The sequence below is a fragment of the Ascidiaceihabitans donghaensis genome (assembly GCF_900302465.1).
In the GTDB taxonomy this organism is placed as follows: Bacteria; Pseudomonadota; Alphaproteobacteria; order Rhodobacterales; family Rhodobacteraceae; genus Ascidiaceihabitans; species Ascidiaceihabitans donghaensis.
The window spans coordinates 2,349,012-2,364,526 of the sequence record NZ_OMOR01000001.1; the positions used below are offsets into that span (position 1 = coordinate 2,349,012).

13 protein-coding genes are annotated in these 15,515 nt (G+C 54.3%); 3 read left to right on the plus strand and 10 right to left on the minus strand.

Annotated elements, in window-relative coordinates; genetic code table 11:
- Nucleotides 1-204: 204 nt before the first annotated feature.
- The gene (locus ASD8599_RS11735; RefSeq protein ID WP_108828709.1) at nt 205-495 is read left to right on the plus strand and encodes a hypothetical protein; all 291 of its coding nucleotides are present in this window, start codon (nt 205-207) and stop codon (nt 493-495) included.
- Nucleotides 496-517: 22 nt separating this feature from the next.
- Here the strand turns inward: ASD8599_RS11735 and ASD8599_RS11740 are convergent, their stop codons facing one another.
- From ASD8599_RS11740 to ASD8599_RS11785, 10 genes are all read right to left on the minus strand, one after another.
- Entirely contained in the window at nt 518-1,294 is a 777-nt protein-coding gene (locus ASD8599_RS11740; protein WP_108828710.1) for an enoyl-CoA hydratase-related protein, read from the minus strand.
- Nucleotides 1,295-1,363: 69 nt separating this feature from the next.
- Nucleotides 1,364-1,816 (minus strand): cytochrome c-type biogenesis protein, encoded by a 453-nt coding sequence (locus ASD8599_RS11745; protein WP_108828711.1) that lies wholly within the window; start codon nt 1,814-1,816, stop codon nt 1,364-1,366.
- A complete protein-coding gene (locus tag ASD8599_RS11750) occupies nt 1,813-3,783 on the minus strand; it encodes a heme lyase CcmF/NrfE family subunit (RefSeq protein ID WP_108828712.1) in 1,971 nt (656 codons plus the stop codon). Before ASD8599_RS11750 ends, ASD8599_RS11745 begins: the two co-directional genes overlap by 4 nt.
- Before the next feature lie 82 nt (nt 3,784-3,865).
- Nucleotides 3,866-4,441: a holin family protein gene (locus ASD8599_RS11755; RefSeq protein WP_108828713.1), complete on the minus strand. Its 576-nt coding sequence runs from the start codon at nt 4,439-4,441 to the stop codon at nt 3,866-3,868.
- Entirely contained in the window at nt 4,432-5,043 is a 612-nt protein-coding gene (locus ASD8599_RS11760) for a holin-associated N-acetylmuramidase (protein WP_108828714.1), read from the minus strand. Before ASD8599_RS11760 ends, ASD8599_RS11755 begins: the two co-directional genes overlap by 10 nt.
- Before the next feature lie 88 nt (nt 5,044-5,131).
- On the minus strand, nt 5,132-5,575 hold the full coding sequence (gene ccmE, locus ASD8599_RS11765) for a cytochrome c maturation protein CcmE (protein WP_108828715.1): 444 nt from the start codon (nt 5,573-5,575) through the stop codon (nt 5,132-5,134).
- Nucleotides 5,576-5,590: 15 nt separating this feature from the next.
- Nucleotides 5,591-6,619: an N-acetyl-gamma-glutamyl-phosphate reductase gene (gene argC, locus ASD8599_RS11770; RefSeq protein ID WP_108828716.1), complete on the minus strand. Its 1,029-nt coding sequence runs from the start codon at nt 6,617-6,619 to the stop codon at nt 5,591-5,593.
- A gap of 26 nt (nt 6,620-6,645) precedes the next feature.
- Nucleotides 6,646-7,455 carry a glutamate racemase gene (locus tag ASD8599_RS11775; RefSeq protein WP_108828717.1) on the minus strand — a complete coding sequence of 270 codons (810 nt, stop codon included), beginning with the start codon at nt 7,453-7,455 and terminating at the stop codon, nt 6,646-6,648.
- A gap of 18 nt (nt 7,456-7,473) precedes the next feature.
- Nucleotides 7,474-8,376 carry a lysophospholipid acyltransferase family protein gene (locus tag ASD8599_RS11780; protein WP_108830148.1) on the minus strand — a complete coding sequence of 301 codons (903 nt, stop codon included), beginning with the start codon at nt 8,374-8,376 and terminating at the stop codon, nt 7,474-7,476.
- Between the two features lie 91 nt (nt 8,377-8,467).
- Nucleotides 8,468-11,869, minus strand: coding sequence for an indolepyruvate ferredoxin oxidoreductase family protein (locus ASD8599_RS11785; RefSeq protein WP_108828718.1), 3,402 nt, complete (start codon nt 11,867-11,869; stop codon nt 8,468-8,470).
- Nucleotides 11,870-12,037: 168 nt separating this feature from the next.
- Here ASD8599_RS11785 and ASD8599_RS11790 point away from each other — a divergent pair, with 168 nt between their 5' ends.
- The gene (locus ASD8599_RS11790) at nt 12,038-12,943 is read left to right on the plus strand and encodes a LysR family transcriptional regulator (protein ID WP_108828719.1); all 906 of its coding nucleotides are present in this window, start codon (nt 12,038-12,040) and stop codon (nt 12,941-12,943) included.
- A gap of 257 nt (nt 12,944-13,200) precedes the next feature.
- Nucleotides 13,201-15,477, plus strand: a complete 2,277-nt coding sequence (locus ASD8599_RS11795; RefSeq protein ID WP_108828720.1) for a mechanosensitive ion channel family protein — start codon at nt 13,201-13,203, stop codon at nt 15,475-15,477.
- Nucleotides 15,478-15,515 lie beyond the last annotated feature (38 nt).

Below are 15,515 nucleotides of genomic sequence, written 5' to 3' on the forward strand. Positions count from 1 at the left end.
CGAAATTAACCTGCAATAAACGCGATAAAAGGCCATTGTTGCCGCAGCTGTCACAATGGCCTTGCGGCGCTTGACCCGGCAATCCATCACCCATTAACTAAGCTCAAGACGATTCAAAAACGCAGATTTGGCTGGTATCAGCAGCTGCTAAATGGACCGCACGCAGCTATTTGGACGTGGCGTGCAGACAAGAGGCAAGACACCATGGCGACACACACGCAACGACCCGCCCCCGAACAGCACTGGGCTGCGTTGATGAAAGCGCCGATGATTGAAACAGAATGTGCCTTGCTTGCTGACCCTGATACGGAAAATGACCAGATCGTCGTGATCTATGACGCGCAAAACGCGCCCCCCGTCATTACAGTTGATTCAGACGATGCGTCTGCACTGATCACATTGCGTGCGGACGGCACCCCTGTGGCAGTGCTGTCACGCGCAGGCGATGTCCCATGTGCCGAAGATGTGCTTTTGGTCGCCCGACACGCGACCTAAAACACAAAGACAGGCGGATCGTTTACCGCCCCTCAAAAAGCGCCGGACGCTTTTCTGAAAATGCCAAAACGCCTTCTTTGAAATCGCGGGTGCGTCCGCAGTTGCCTTGTTCTTTGGCTTCCAGGGCAAGCTGTTCTTCTCGATCGTTGTCCCAAGTGCCTCGAATAGCGATCTTGGCAGAAGCGTAGGCGGCCGTTGGCCCTTGGGCCAGATGGGCCGCTCTGGCCTTCCAATGCGCGTCAAAGACATCATCCCCGACGTGTTCCCAGATCATGCCCCAATCATCGGCCTGCTTGGCACTGATTTTGTCCGCAAAAAGCGCAGCCCCCATGGCTTTTGCCATCCCCATGGTGCGCGGCATTGTGTAGGTGCCGCCCGCATCCGGGATCAAGCCGATACGCGTAAAGGCCTGCATGAAATAGGCGCTTTCAGAAGCAATCACCACATCAAACGCCAGCGCCAGATTGGCCCCTGCGCCTGCTGCGGCCCCGTTTACAGCTGCGATCGTAGGCACAGGGCAATCAAAAATCGCACGCAGCATCGGTTCATATTCGTCCCGCAATGACTGCTCGGGATCAGAACCGGTACCATCCCCACTGTCCCCTAAATCTTGTCCCGAACAAAACGCCCGGCCATTGCCTGTCATGACTACGGCACGCGCAGAGCGCCCGCCTTGTGTCACCGCATGTTGGATTTCCGCCCGCATTTGCGTATTCATTGCGTTCATCACGTCCGGGCGATTAAGCGAGATCAGCGCAATGTTGTCAGACAGGTCATATGTCAGTGTTTGGTAATCCATGGGGCGTCCTTTTTCAAAGCTTGCCCCTGACATATCAAAACGGTCCCGCCTGAAAAGCGAAACCGCGCGTCATTCTTTCAAAATTTGCCGCAAACGTGCTTCTTCTTCAACGCTCAACGCATCCTCTTGTGGCGCTTTGGCACCCGCCCGCTTGCGCACATAGCCAAACCCGATCGCGCCAGCCAGCAAAAGCATCAAAGGCCCCGCCGCCCAAAGCAACAGGGTTGATCCGGACGCGCGCGGGTTCAACAGCACATATTCACCATAGCGCTCGACAATGAAATCAACAGTTTGCGTGTCGCTGTCGCCCGCCACCAACCGTTCACGCACCAGCACCCTTAGGTCTTTGGCCAAAGACGCGTGGCTTTCGTCGATGCTTTCGTTTTGGCACACCAGACACCGCAATCCTTTTGAAATGTCACGCGCCCGTTGTTCCAGCACTGGATCACTTAACACTTCATCCGGTTCAACAGCCCAAGCAGGGGCAGCCAACAGGCACAACATCAAGACAAAACGCTTCATTCCGCGGGCACCCCTTGCGGCGTCGCAGCTTTACGGGCGCCCGCGGCCACGCGGAACCTCCGGTCGCTTAGGCTTAGCAGTCCACCCAAGGCCATCAAAGCGCAGCCAATCCAAATCCAGTTTGTCAAAGGCTTGATGTAGGTCCGAATGGCCCAGCCCCCTGCAGCTTGCGGGTCGCCAATCACAACGTAGACATCGCGGGCCAGATCATAGTCAATCGCCGCCTCGGTGGTTGGCATTTGTGCCACGGGATAGATCCGCTTTTCAGGACGCAACTGTGCGATTTCACGCCCGTTTTGCGCCAGTGTCACCAATCCCATGGTGGACAGGTAGTTTGGTCCTTCGAACTCTTCGACACCGTCCAAAGTCAGCGTATATGCGCCTACATCGAAGGGTTCACCGATCTGGGCGACACGAATGTCCTCTTGCTGCCAAGCCGTTAGCCCAGCGACCCCCATCATAGTGATCCCAAGCCCCGAATGGGCAACCGTTTTGCCCCAATCAGCACGCGGAAGGCGCAGAAGCCTGCCGAAGCGGTCCCCGCCACGACCAGTGCGCGACAACAGATCCACAACGGACCCCATAATCAGCCACGCCGCCAGAAACACCCCAATCGGCCCCAACAAGCTGCGTCCGGTTTGCATCGCCCAAACCAGTCCCCCAATGGCGAAAGCCAGCAGGAACGCGTATTTCAAAGGCGCCATTGCGCGGGTCAACTGACCACGCTTCCAAGGCAACATGGCGCCGACCGGCAACACCAGGCCCAACACCAACATGAAGGGTGTGAACGCCATGTTAAAGAACGGGGGCCCAACGCTGAGCTTTCGGTCAAAAAACATCTCTGCGACCAGCGGCCACATCGTGCCGACAAACACCACAAAGCAACTGACAGCCAACAGCACATTGTTCGTCACCAAAGCGCTTTCACGGCTGACAACCCCAAAGATCCCTTTGGCCTCCATGGTGCTGGCGCGAAAGGCAAACAACAGCAAAGCCCCACCCATGAAAAAGCCAAGGATCATCAAAATGAACACGCCCCGCTCGGGATCGTTGGCGAAGGCATGCACCGATGTCAGCAAGCCAGACCGCACAATGAATGTCCCGATCAACGAAAACCCGAACGCCAGAATAGCAAGCAAGATGGTCCAGCTTTTCAAGCTTTCGCGCTTTTCCACGACAATAGCGGAATGCAGCAACGCGGCGGCCAACAGCCAAGGCATGAATGATGCGTTTTCGACCGGATCCCAGAACCAGAACCCGCCCCAGCCAAGTTCATAATACGCCCACCACGATCCAAGCGCGATACCGATGGTCAAAAACACCCATGCGGCTAAGGTCCAAGGACGCACCCAACGGCCCCATGCCGCATCCACGCGTCCTTCGATCAAGGCTGCAACCGCAAAGCTGAACGCCATGCTGAGACCAACGTAGCCCAAATACAAGAACGGCGGATGGAACGCCAAACCGGGATCTTGCAAAAGCGGGTTCAGATCTTGTCCGTCAAACGGAGGAACGCCCAAGCGCACAAACGGGTTGGACGTGAAAATGATGAAAGCGAAAAACGCCACTGCAATGGCGGATTGCACCGCAAGAACCCGGGCGCGCAAGGTTGGGGGCAAGTTATTGCCGAACCAGGCGGCTGTCGCGCCGAACAATGTCACGATCAGCACCCAAAGCAGCATTGATCCTTCGTGATTGCCCCACGTGCCGCTGATTTTGTACAAAAGCGGTTTTGCAGAATGGCTGTTCAACACCACAAGACGCAGGCTGAAATCAGATGTCACAAATGCCCAAGTCAGTGCAGCAAACGAAAAAGCCGTCAGCAGGAACTGCGCCGATGCTGCGGGTTCTGCAACCGCCATCCAAGACGACCAGCGTTTGTGTGCCCCGATCAGGGGAACAATAGTCTGCACGATCGCCACAACAAAGGCGAGCAGCAGTGCGAAATGTCCAAGCTCTGTAATCATACCTAACGGTATAGGGCCGCATCCGCCCCGCGCCAATGGAATTCCCCAAATTCAGGTGATCACATTGTCGCGGGGAAAAGCATCACGCTTTGCGACGTTTCCAAGCGTCAAGGGCAGCATTGGCATCAGGCAGGATAGATGCAACACCCAGACGTGCATCTTGCCCGGTATCTGCGGCACCTATGCTGTCCGCCCGCAAGCTGCGCAGGGCTTGGATGTTTTCCATGACTTGCGGAACATGCGCCATCGATCCCACGATCTCGCGCTGAAATTGCTGGCTTTTGACTTGGTGACGAGCACCAAAATAAAAGGATACGATCACCCCCAACAACCACCAAAGGGGTTCAGGCACCAAAGCGATGCCTTGCATACGCTCTGCAAACCAAAGCGGGTTGACCATGGCGGACACAAACAGCCCCATCGTGCCCAGTGCCAAAGCAGGCCGCGGCAAACGATTAACGCCATCCATAAACCGGTCAAAACCGCCTTGGCGTGGCACCTCGAACTCGCGTCCGTATTGCTGCATGGCTTGACCTTGAATACGCGCTTGACGCCCGGCGCCATTTTCGGCGTTCTCCCGAAAGACATGTGCTGTGTCGCGGATGACATTGCTGCCCCCGCCAAAGACCAGACCAAACATACGTTCTATCAACCCCATGATGCGATCCTTTGCTGAAATTGTTCCGCTGACAGGTGGTATTTGGGTGAAATGAATTCTTCTGCGCGGGTGATCCAGCCGCCTTTGCCCCCTGCCCGTGTCCTTGCATATTTTCGACTGGCGCTGCGTTTGTCTGCGATGCGAAAATAATAGTTACGGCGTGCGATGCCATATGCGTCCACCATGTAGCCGCGCGCCTGTTTGTGGGCGGCATGTGTGGCGCCGATTGATTGTGGTCCAAGTGCGCCGTCCACAACAACTGCCTGCCCCATGTCGCGCAACAAGCGTTGCAAAATCTTCACCGCATTGCCACCTGCGTTGACATACATGTCAAACACTGTCGCATGCAGCACTTTGGGCAGCTCTGCGATTTGGGGGCGCTCAAAGTAGTGCTTTACGAAAATATCAATGGCCTGCGCACGGCTGAGTGCCTGAACGTCACGCGGTGTGATTGCGCCATCGCGGTCCAGATCCAGCCCCAACCGGCGCATGGTGTGGATGGTTACGCCAAAATTTGTAGCCCCTCCGGGATCATCGGGATCGTTGACGTACCCACCTTCACGGTGAACAATCTGGGTTGCAATGTCGTGAACCGTTTGCATGTCGCTGCCTCGCCGCATGTTTCGTTGCGGCAAGACTGCACATATCAAGGTTAACGCAAGGCTTGGGCTGCGTACGGTGCGGCGCTGTTCATGCCTCCGGCTCGACGTAAACGCCTTGTTCTTTCAAAGCGTCGATAACTTCGGATGGCATATATGTCTCGTCATGTTTGGCCAATATTTCAGACGCTTCAAAGATGCCGTTCACGTAACGGCCAGTGCCCACCATACCTTGATTCTCTTCGAACAAGTCCGGCAAAACGCCTGTGTAAACCGCAGGGACCGAGGCCCCGCCGTCCGTCACAACAAACCGAATGCTTTCGCCCTGCCCGCGCACAATAGACCCTTCTTCAACCAAGCCACCGATGCGAAACACCTCTGTTGGTGGTGGGGGGGCATCAACAACCTGGCTTGGCGAGCGGAAGAAATTGATCCCGTCGCGCATCGCGTAACCAATCAGAACTGTGGACAAAACCAACGCAACAGCCGCAACAGCAATCACTTGAATACGGCGTTGTTTTTTCAGCGATTTCATCAGCAGCTCCTGCGGTTACGGGAACAAAGGCGCCATCATAAGGCCTTCGGTCTCTTCCACACCTAACATCAGATTGGCATTTTGCAACGCCTGCCCGCTGCTACCTTTTGTCAGGTTATCCAACGCTGCAACAACTATCGCACGGCCATCGATACGATCTTTTATGACGCCGATATGGCAAAAATTCGACCCGCGGATGTGGCGCGTGCTTGGGGCTTCGCCCATAGGTAGAACTTCGATAAAGGGTTCATTCAAATAGGCTTGCGCCATCGTGTCATAGATCTTTTGTGCATCACCTTTGACATAGGTTGTGGCCAAAATTCCGCGATTGGCAGGAACCAGATGTGGCGTAAACTGCACATGCACCGGACGTCCCGCCAGGGCTGTGAATTCCTGATCAAACTCCCCCAGATGCCGATGCGTGCCACCAACGGCGTAGGCATGATAGCCTTCGGACAGTTCTGCATGCAGCAGGTTTTCTTTCAAGGCGCGCCCCGCCCCTGATACCGCACACTTTAGGTCCAAGATGATCTCGTCCAGATCAATGACGCCAGCGGCAATCAACGGGCGCAACGCAAATTGGCCAGTGGCCGCATTACATCCGGTGCCCGCAACCAAACGGGCCGCTGCGATGTCGTCGCGGTAGAATTCGGTCAAACCGTAGACCGCCTCACCTTGCATCTCAACGGCGCTGTGCGGGTTGCCGTACCACTGGGCATAGGCTTCCGGATCACGCAGCCTGAAATCGGCACTCAGATCAACGATTTTCAGTGTCTTTGGCAGATCGCGAATGACCTCTTGGCTGGTTTTATGGGGCAAGGCGCAAAAGCACAGATCAATCCCGGACCAGTCTATTTTATCAAAGCTGACCATATCCGGTAAATCCAGATGGCGCAGATGCGGGAACACTTGCGCGATGCTTTGTCCGGCTTTGGAATAGGCGCCCAAAGCCTTGATTTGCATAGCGGAATGCCCGTCAATCAGCCGAATAAGTTCGGCACCTGTGTACCCACTGGCGCCCAGAATTGCGATAGAATGTGTCATGTTGGTCTCGTGTGTTTAGATCAGGATCAAGCGGCGTCAAAGCTGATCTGTCGTCGCAAAAATTGCGTCGCGCGGTCACTGACGCGCTTGGGATCGCCTGTGGTTAGATTGGCGCTTTCGCCTGCTCCGATTTTGTCAGGATGGCGGCCCAGATAGTCAGCCAGGCTTTCGCCCACCAAATCGGCTTGTGAGAACAGCTTCACATCAGCGCCCAAAGCCGCTTGAAACGCATCTTTCATCAAAGGATAATGCGTACACCCTAAAATGCCCGCTTGCGGTTGCGGCATCTTACGCATCAACGCATCCACATGGCTGCGCACAAGTGCTTCGGCAAGGATCATGTCACCGTCTTCGATGGCATCTACCACACCGCCACAGGCCTGCGCTTCGACGTCGACGCCAATAGCACGGAACGCGAGCTCACGCTGAAATGCGCGGCTGGCCACTGTCGCAGGGGTCGCAAACAACGCCACGTGTTTTACCTCGACCTCACGGGGCGGAGAATTGTCACCCCACTGCCTTTCAGTCAGCGCCTCGATCAAGGGGACAAACACACCCAAGACACGCTTGCCTTCCGGTATCCAGCCTTCTTGCATCCGACGCAAAGCGGCAGCAGAGGCTGTGTTGCAGGCCAAAATCACCAAATCGCAACCGGCATCGAACAGGCGTTGCACGGCTTTACAGGTCAAGTCGTAGATGTCATCGGCTGTGCGCACGCCGTAAGGCGCATTGGCGCTGTCAGCAAGATACACGAATTCGACATCCGGCAAACGCTTTTGCACGGCCTCCAGAACGGTCAAGCCGCCTAAACCACTGTCAAAAATACCAACCGCCATCAGGCCACCCCAACTTTGCTATCGAAGTTTGGTTTCAAACTCGTACCCAAGATCAAAGCTTTGATTTGGGCTTGGAGACAGCTCATACGTGGCTTTGCGCAGGAAATCCATCATCTGTTTGCTGTCGCCACGAAAGCTGTTCAAGACGTCGCGGCCAATCGGATTGCCGATGGCCACGCGCACAGGTGTATCGACGCGTGTTTTGAATTCTTTGATAAGCAATCCAAGGCGCAGGGTGCTGTGCAAATGGCTGGCGATCTGAAACATCCGGCTGGTGTGCCCGTCAAAATATACGGGTACTACTATGGCATCAGACTGTGCGATCAGCCTGGCCGTAAAATGACGCCAACCGGGATCCAAAGGCTGGCCAAAAGGCCGCTCTGCCGTGCTTACCGTGCCACCGGGAAACACACCCAGTGCACCGCCGTTGCGCAAATAAGACAGGGCATCTTTACGGGTTTGAAGATTAAGCAACGCCGCGTCTTTGGATGCGTCAAAAGAGATCGGCAAAACAATCCTGTTCAATGCGTCCGCTTTACAAAACACCGAATTGGCCAGTATTCGAAAATCTCCACGCGCTTGGGACAACATATGTCCCATCATCAGCCCGTCCAGAATACCATAAGGGTGATTGGCAATCAAAATAACTGGACCGTTGCGCGGAATGTTGGACAATGCCCCCTCGAAGATGTCCAGTCCAAGGCCATATCGATCCACCATAACGGACCAAAAGTCGCGGCCCGCAGCCACTTCTGCCTCATAGCCTTGCGCACGTTTTATGAGACCCAAACGTCCAGTGGAATTCTCAATCACGCGTATCACCGCACGTCCTGCTGTGGAGGATGCGGAATGGGCGTAGGTGATATCGCGTGTGACATCACGGCGTGAAAGCTTTTGTGACGGCACGTATGACGGGGCCATGGCTTTGGTTCCCAGCGGCATGTTTGATCTGTCAGTGTTTTAGACGCTGCGCTTCATTGTGCACAGACCTTATGACACAGATGTGACATCTCTATTCCGCCGCGCGCGCCATAGGTGCCCCACCTGATTTAATGGCACTTAGCAATTCTTCACGCCGCTTTGCCGCCTTGGCCTCATTTTGGGCCTTCACAGAACCAAAGCCCCTTATTTGCAAAGGCAGCTCCGCCAACGCCACAATCGCGTCTTTGGTGTCCGCCGTCAGCAGCGGCAAAACAGCTTTCATGTCGGCCTCAAATTGCTTGATCAGGGCACGTTCCATTTTTCGTTCCGCTGTGTAGCCAAACACATCCAAAGGCGTGCCACGCAAGCGTTTGAACTTGGTTAACATGCGCAGTGGCGTTTCCAACCATTGCCCAAATTCACGCTTCATCGGGCGCCCTTCGGGTCCCATCTTCGACAACATGGGCGGGGCCAGATTGAAGGTCATTTTGAAGTCGCCATCAAACTCTGCACGCGCCTTTTCACGAGAGGTCAAAAGCAGGCGCGCTACTTCGTACTCATCCTTATAAGACAAAAGCTTATGATAGCCTTTTAATGCAGCTTTTTTAACGTCGCTGTCTGCAATAGCATCGACCAGCTTACGGTACCTCTTCGCCAGTCCGCGGCCTTGATAAGCCACCAATTGAGCGGCACGAACCTGCAGTTCTTCCTCTGTTGATTTCGGCAATGCAACCACATTGGGCGTTAAGATCGCTTGCGCATCTTGCGGATGCAAAACAGCCCAGCGCCCGATCTCAAAAGCACGCAGATTGCGGTCAACCGCAGCACCGTTCAACGTGACGGCTTGCACAATTGCGGCATGGGTCAAAGGCAACAATCCACGCTGCCATGCTGCCCCGAAAATCATCATATTGGAAAAAATGCTATCCCCCAGAACGGCCTTTGCCAGATCAGAGGCATCAAACAGGTCCACACGGTTCTGCATGCGTGCTTCAAGGGCAAGGCTTAGGCGGTCCGATGGCAGCGAAAATTCGGTGTCTCGTGTGAAGTCACCTGTGATAATTTCGTGGCTGTTCACCACAGCGCCTGTGCGACCGGACTTGGTCAGACCAAGCGTTTTAGCCCCGGCCGACACAACCAAGTCCCCACCGATCAACGCGTCGGCTTCGCCAGTGGCGACACGGATGGCCGAAATATCATGCGGATCATTCGCAAGGCGACAATGGATATGCACCGCACCACCTTTTTGCGCCAATCCTGCCATTTCCATCATGCCGGCGCCTTTGCCATCGATATGAGCAGCTTGCGCCATCACAGCACCGATGGTCACGACACCTGTACCGCCAACCCCTGTGATCACCACATTCCACGTGCCGTCAATTTCGGGAATCGTGGGGGCTGGCAGGTCGGGCAATTCCAAATCTGTTGTGGCTTCTTTGCGCACAACTGCGCCTTCCAAGCTGACAAACGACGGGCAAAAACCTTTAACGCAAGAAAAGTCCTTGTTGCACGATGATTGATCGATCGCGCGTTTGCGGCCCAGTTCGGTTTCCTTTGGCACGATAGACACGCAGTTAGACTGAACGCCGCAATCACCACAGCCTTCACACACATCCGAATTGATGAACATGCGCTTGTCCGGGTCGGGAAAGGTGCCGCGTTTGCGGCGACGACGTTTTTCAGCAGCACAGGTCTGGATGTAAACGATAGCAGACACGCCCGTTAACTTTGCAAACTGCTCTTGTACAGTTTGCAAATACGCGCGTTCTTTGATTTCAATCCCTTGCGGGAAGTTTGCAAAGTTCACGTCTTCTTTATCATCGTAGACCACGGCAAGGTTTTGCACACCCATCGCCCGCAATTCAGATGCGATACGCTCGGGACTTAAATCGCCGTCGTTGTCTTGGCCCCCTGTCATGGCGACCGCATCATTGAACAAAATCTTATACGTAATGTTGGTGCCAGCCGCCAAAGCCGCACGGATCGCTTGCACGCCCGAGTGATTGTAGGTTCCGTCGCCAAGGTTTTGAAACACATGTGGCGTTTTTGAAAATGGCGCTTCACCAATCCAGTTCGCGCCTTCTGCCCCCATATGGGTAAATCCAAGCGTTTCGCGGTCCATCCACTGTGCCATGAAATGGCACCCGATGCCTGCGTAGGCCCGACTGCCCTCTGGCACCTTCGTCGAAGAGTTGTGCGGACATCCCGAACAGAAGTACGGCAGGCGCGCGGCGATTTCTTCTGCGTTGTCGGACCTGCGGGCCTCATCCAACATGGCCAATCCGCCGGTGATGCCGTCAGTATTGCGACCTTCATCAACCAGAACTTGCCCGAGTTTTTCGGCAATTTCGATCGGGTCCAGCGCCCATTTGGCGCTAAAAAAGGTCTCGCCTTCGCGGGTTCCGCCATACACACGGCGGCCCTGTCGATTGTCGAACAATGCCTCTTTGATTTGCACCTCGATCAATTTGCGCTTCTCTTCAACGACGATAATCAGATCCAGACCGTCAGCCCAATCGTTGAAGGTCTTCATATCCAAAGGCCACGTTTGCCCCACTTTGTAGGTGGTTATGCCTAAACGCTCTGCCTCTGCGGCGTCGATGTTCAGCAAGGACAACGCATGAACAAGATCAAGCCAGTTTTTACCCGCCGCCACCAAACCTATTTTGGCGCCGGGCTTGCCCCAAACGCGTTTGTCCATTTTGTTAGCAGCAGCAAAGGCTTCAGCGGCGTGGCGCTTGTAATCGATCAGTCGCGCTTCTTGTTCGATACGGTCATCGACAAGGCGTATATTCAAACCACCGTTCGGCATTTCAAAGTCCGGCGTCACAAAAGACAACCTGTGTGGATCGCCATCCACCACAGACGTCACTTCGACTGTGTCCTTCATGGTCTTTAGCCCAACCCAAACACCGGCAAACCGAGACAAGGCATAGCCATACAAACCATAATCGAGAATTTCCTGCACACCCGCGGGCGACACCACCGGCATATAGGCGTCGACCATAGCAAATTCGGATTGGTGCAACACGGTCGACGATTCACCGGTGTGGTCGTCCCCCATCGCCATCAACACACCGCCCTGCGCGGACGAGCCAGCCATATTGGCATGGCGCATCACGTCGCCGGACCGGTCCACTCCGGGGCCTTTCCCGTACCACAAGCCAAACACGCCGTCGTATTTACCCTCACCACGCAGTTCTGCCTGCTGCGCCCCCCAGTGCGCCGTGGCCGCGAGGTCTTCGTTTAAACCGGACTGAAAGGTAATATCTGCGGCTGACAAAGGCTTTAGGGCGCGCTCCATCTGCATGTCGACCGCCCCCAACGGAGATCCACGATAGCCTGTCACAAGCCCTGCGGTGTTTAACCCAGCCGCCTCATCGCGTGCCTTTTGCATCAACATCAAACGCACCAGCGCTTGCGTCCCGTTCAACAGAACCGGGCTTTTTTCCAAATCATAGCGATCATGAAGCGAAATCTTTTGCGTGGTCATCCCCGTGCCTCCCAGCTTGGATCAGTCTTGCGTAATTTGACATCACATTAGGTCACAATTACTGACCTGTATAGTATTTTTTTGCCCATTAGGACAAAAGCTGACCAACCCCATGTGTCATTTGCGTCATTTCACGGTATGACATAGCCAAACTGGAAAGAGTGTAAGATGGACTGGGATAAGTTAAGAGTTTTTCATGCGGTGGCTGATGCTGGCAGTTTGACACATGCAGGTGACAAACTGCACCTTTCGCAATCCGCGGTCAGCCGTCAGGTCCGCGCCCTTGAAGAATCACTGAACGCAACGCTTTTCCACCGTCATGCACGCGGCTTGATTCTGACCGAACAAGGTGAGCTGTTGTTTGACGCCACAAACGCCATGACCAAACGGCTTGATGCCGCCAGTGCCCGCATTCGCGACAGTGAAGAAGAAGTGTTCGGGGACCTGCGCGTCACCACAACCATTGGCTTTGGCACGCTGTGGTTGGCCCCGCGCCTGCCGAAGCTTTACGAACAGTACCCAGACCTCAGCGTTGATCTGATGCTGGAAGAACGTGTTTTGGACTTGCCAATGCGCGAAGCTGACGTGGCCATTCGCATGAAAGAACCCAGTCAGGCCGATTTGATCCGGAAGCGGTTGATGAGTGTGCGCATGCAAGCCTTCGCCTCGCCTGGGTATCTTGATGCAAATGCGGCACTAAACACACCTGAGGATTTGCAAAATCACCGGCTGATCTGCCAAAACGTAAACGCCACACAGGTTGGCGCAAGTGCGACGCTTGTGCAAAGCTTGATGACCCATGACGTGAAATCGCTGTTGACCGTGAACAACTACTTCGGAGTTTTACAAGGCGTTTTACATGATCTGGGGGTCGGCATTTTACCGGACTATGTGACACAGGATTTTCCTGACCTTGTGCGGGTTTTACCCGAAGTCGAGTCGGCCGAAGTGCCTGTATTTTTGGCGTACCCAGAAGAATTACGTCAGTCCAAGCGTATTTCTGCCTTCCGCGACTTTGTGCAGGAAGAGATCATTTCGTACCGTAAGCAGTTGAGAGACCAGCAAAAAACCTGAGATATGCAAAAAATGCATAGCGGGTTTGACCACCCTGCGGCACAATGCGCCTTGATCGTAGGCACTGTGATTACTAATTCAACTCATGAAGACGATGAGCGCTTCCCAGCGCCTCATCTTCAACCTCCCTGTTGGACTGGGCCGAGCTTGTCTCGGCCCTTTTTTTTCGCTTAAGGCGAACGCTAGAACAATGAATCCTCTTGTTTCAGCGACGGATTTGAAGTCACCCTTCGTTTAAGGCCTAGGGGGACAATATAATGTTAAGATTCATCCAGATTGCTGCGCTTTTGATGTGTGTGTGCATCGCGCCGACGTTTGCGCAGGCACAAATGGGCTTACCAAACGGCACGTCTTCTGTCCCGGACACGCAAGTAACATTACCCGACGATCTTACTGTTGAAACAGCCAACGCGTTGATTTCCAGGCTATCGGATGCCGAAGTGCGCGCCATTTTGCTGGATCAGCTCGAAGCGAAAGCTGTCCAAAAACCTGAGGACGACAACAACGTATCGGATTTTTTCTACCACGCCACAGCCGGTGCTTTTACTTCGATCACAGTGGCAGTCGAACGCCTGCCGCTTCTTTTCACTCAGCAAGCAAAGGCATTTTCGACCTTTTACAATGACCGTCTACGCGGCTTTGGCGGATTGCTGAAATTGTTGGGGTACATGGCGTTGGTGTACGGGTCCGGTATCATTGCTGAATTGTTTTTCCGCAGGTTGACGCGGAACTGGCGTATTTTGCCCCCAGCAGACCCCGACAACATGCAACTGCGCGAGACAATTCAGTTGCTGGTGCAGCGGCTGACAACACAGGTCGTGGCAGTCCTGATCTTTGTGGGCGTGTCACGTGCCGTTGGCCTCGCGATTTTGCCCGAAGATATTTTGCCGATCGTGGCGATTGTCGGGCTCTATCTGATCGGGTTCCCCCGTTTCATGCTCTCCATTGGCTTTTTCTTGTTTGCCCCAATGAACCCCGAATACAGACTGCTGAATGTCGATACAAAATCGGCGCGCTCCGCGTGTTTTCACCAGTTCTGGATCGCATTCCTGCTTGGGTTCTCAGGTGCAATTATCGCATTTAACGAATTGCACGGCGTGCCGATGGGGGAAATGCGACTTGGGTTCTGGTTGAACCTGTCGCTTCACATATATCTGATTGTTGTCCTTTGGCGCTACCGCGACAGCATGCAGTCCATGATGCGCGGATTTGATCCCGACGTCAGTGTGATGGAAAACCGGATCGCACGGGCCTATCCCTATTTCGCTATCTTTGTAGTGTTTGCTGTATGGTGGGTTATCAATATCGTTGTCAGCTACGAAAATTTCGCATTGCTGCGGTCGCAACCACACTACAAAACGATGATGTTGCTGATGTTTGCACCTGCAATGGACACGATGATCCGTGGACTTGTCCGCCATTTCGCGCCCCCCATGACTGGCGAAGGGGCTGTGGCAGAACGCGCCCATGCCTCGGCCAAAAGGTCTTATGTGCGCATCGGACGTGTTGTCGTTTTTGGATTGGTGATCATCTCTATTGCTGGTTTCTGGGGCATGAGCCCGGAAAACGTGGCCTCAGCAGGCGTTGGACCACAACTGGCCGCCAAACTGATGGAATTCCTGATCATCATGTCGATCGGGTATCTGATCTACGAGGTCGTCTCACTTTACATCAATCGCAAACTGGCCGCGGAACAGACTGCATCGGGCTTCGATCCTGAAAGCCAAGAGATCGGCGGAGATGGCGGCGGTGCGGGTGGATCAAGGTTGTCCACAGTGCTTCCCCTGATTTTGGCGGTATGTCAGGCCACAATCGTGGTGGTATTTTTACTGCTTGGCCTGTCCAACGTCGGCGTTGATACAACACCGTTACTGGCAGGGGCCGGGATTGTGGGCTTGGCGATCGGGTTTGGGGCACAAAAGCTGGTGACAGACGTCGTATCCGGTATTTTCTTTCTGGTCGACGATGCGTTTCGAACCGGAGAATATGTCGAGGTCGAGGGCACAATGGGCACGGTCGAGAAAATCTCGATCCGGTCCATGCAACTGCGCCACCACAAGGGGCCGGTGCACACGATCCCCTACGGTGAAATTCCCAAGATCACCAACTTCAGCCGCGATTGGGTGATCATGAAACTGCGCTTCACTGTGCCCTTCGACAGCGACCCCAACAAAGTGAAAAAAATCTTCAAAAAAATCGGTCAGGATTTACTTGCCGTGGAAGAATTCAAAGATGATTTTCTTGCCCCCTTCAAATCGCAAGGCGTCTTGGAAATTGATGATGTCGGCATGGTGATCCGGGGCAAATTCATGTGCAAACCCGGCACACAATTCATGATCCGAAAAGAGATCTTCAACCGTGTGAACGCGGCATTCGCGTCCAACGGGATCGAATTTGCACGCCGCGAAGTACGCGTTGCACTGCCATCCATGGACAACGGCGATCTGACAGAGGAAGACAAAGCTGCAATTTCCGCGGCCGCCACTCAAGCTGCCCAAGATACCGCACCCGGCGGCGCAGGTGATCAACGGTAATTTTTTGGCTTAGAGTCAATTATTTATCCTATTAATTC

Bases quoted from the DNA above. Each gene is read 5' to 3' on its own strand.
- ASD8599_RS11735 (WP_108828709.1), top strand. From the start codon at position 205: ATGGCGACACACACGCAACGACCCGCCCCCGAACAGCACTGGGCTGCG.
- ASD8599_RS11790 (WP_108828719.1), top strand. From the start codon at position 12,038: ATGGACTGGGATAAGTTAAGAGTTTTTCATGCGGTGGCTGATGCTGGC.
- ccmE (WP_108828715.1), bottom strand. From the start codon at position 5,575: ATGAAATCGCTGAAAAAACAACGCCGTATTCAAGTGATTGCTGTTGCG.
- ASD8599_RS11740 (WP_108828710.1), bottom strand. From the start codon at position 1,294: ATGGATTACCAAACACTGACATATGACCTGTCTGACAACATTGCGCTG.
- ASD8599_RS11750 (WP_108828712.1), bottom strand. From the start codon at position 3,783: ATGATTACAGAGCTTGGACATTTCGCACTGCTGCTCGCCTTTGTTGTG.
- ASD8599_RS11775 (WP_108828717.1), bottom strand. From the start codon at position 7,455: ATGGCGGTTGGTATTTTTGACAGTGGTTTAGGCGGCTTGACCGTTCTG.
- ASD8599_RS11755 (WP_108828713.1), bottom strand. From the start codon at position 4,441: ATGGGGTTGATAGAACGTATGTTTGGTCTGGTCTTTGGCGGGGGCAGC.
- ASD8599_RS11795 (WP_108828720.1), top strand. From the start codon at position 13,201: ATGTTAAGATTCATCCAGATTGCTGCGCTTTTGATGTGTGTGTGCATC.
- ASD8599_RS11760 (WP_108828714.1), bottom strand. From the start codon at position 5,043: ATGCAAACGGTTCACGACATTGCAACCCAGATTGTTCACCGTGAAGGT.
- argC (WP_108828716.1), bottom strand. From the start codon at position 6,619: ATGACACATTCTATCGCAATTCTGGGCGCCAGTGGGTACACAGGTGCC.
- ASD8599_RS11780 (WP_108830148.1), bottom strand. From the start codon at position 8,376: ATGGCCCCGTCATACGTGCCGTCACAAAAGCTTTCACGCCGTGATGTC.
- ASD8599_RS11745 (WP_108828711.1), bottom strand. From the start codon at position 1,816: ATGAAGCGTTTTGTCTTGATGTTGTGCCTGTTGGCTGCCCCTGCTTGG.
- ASD8599_RS11785 (WP_108828718.1), bottom strand. From the start codon at position 11,869: ATGACCACGCAAAAGATTTCGCTTCATGATCGCTATGATTTGGAAAAA.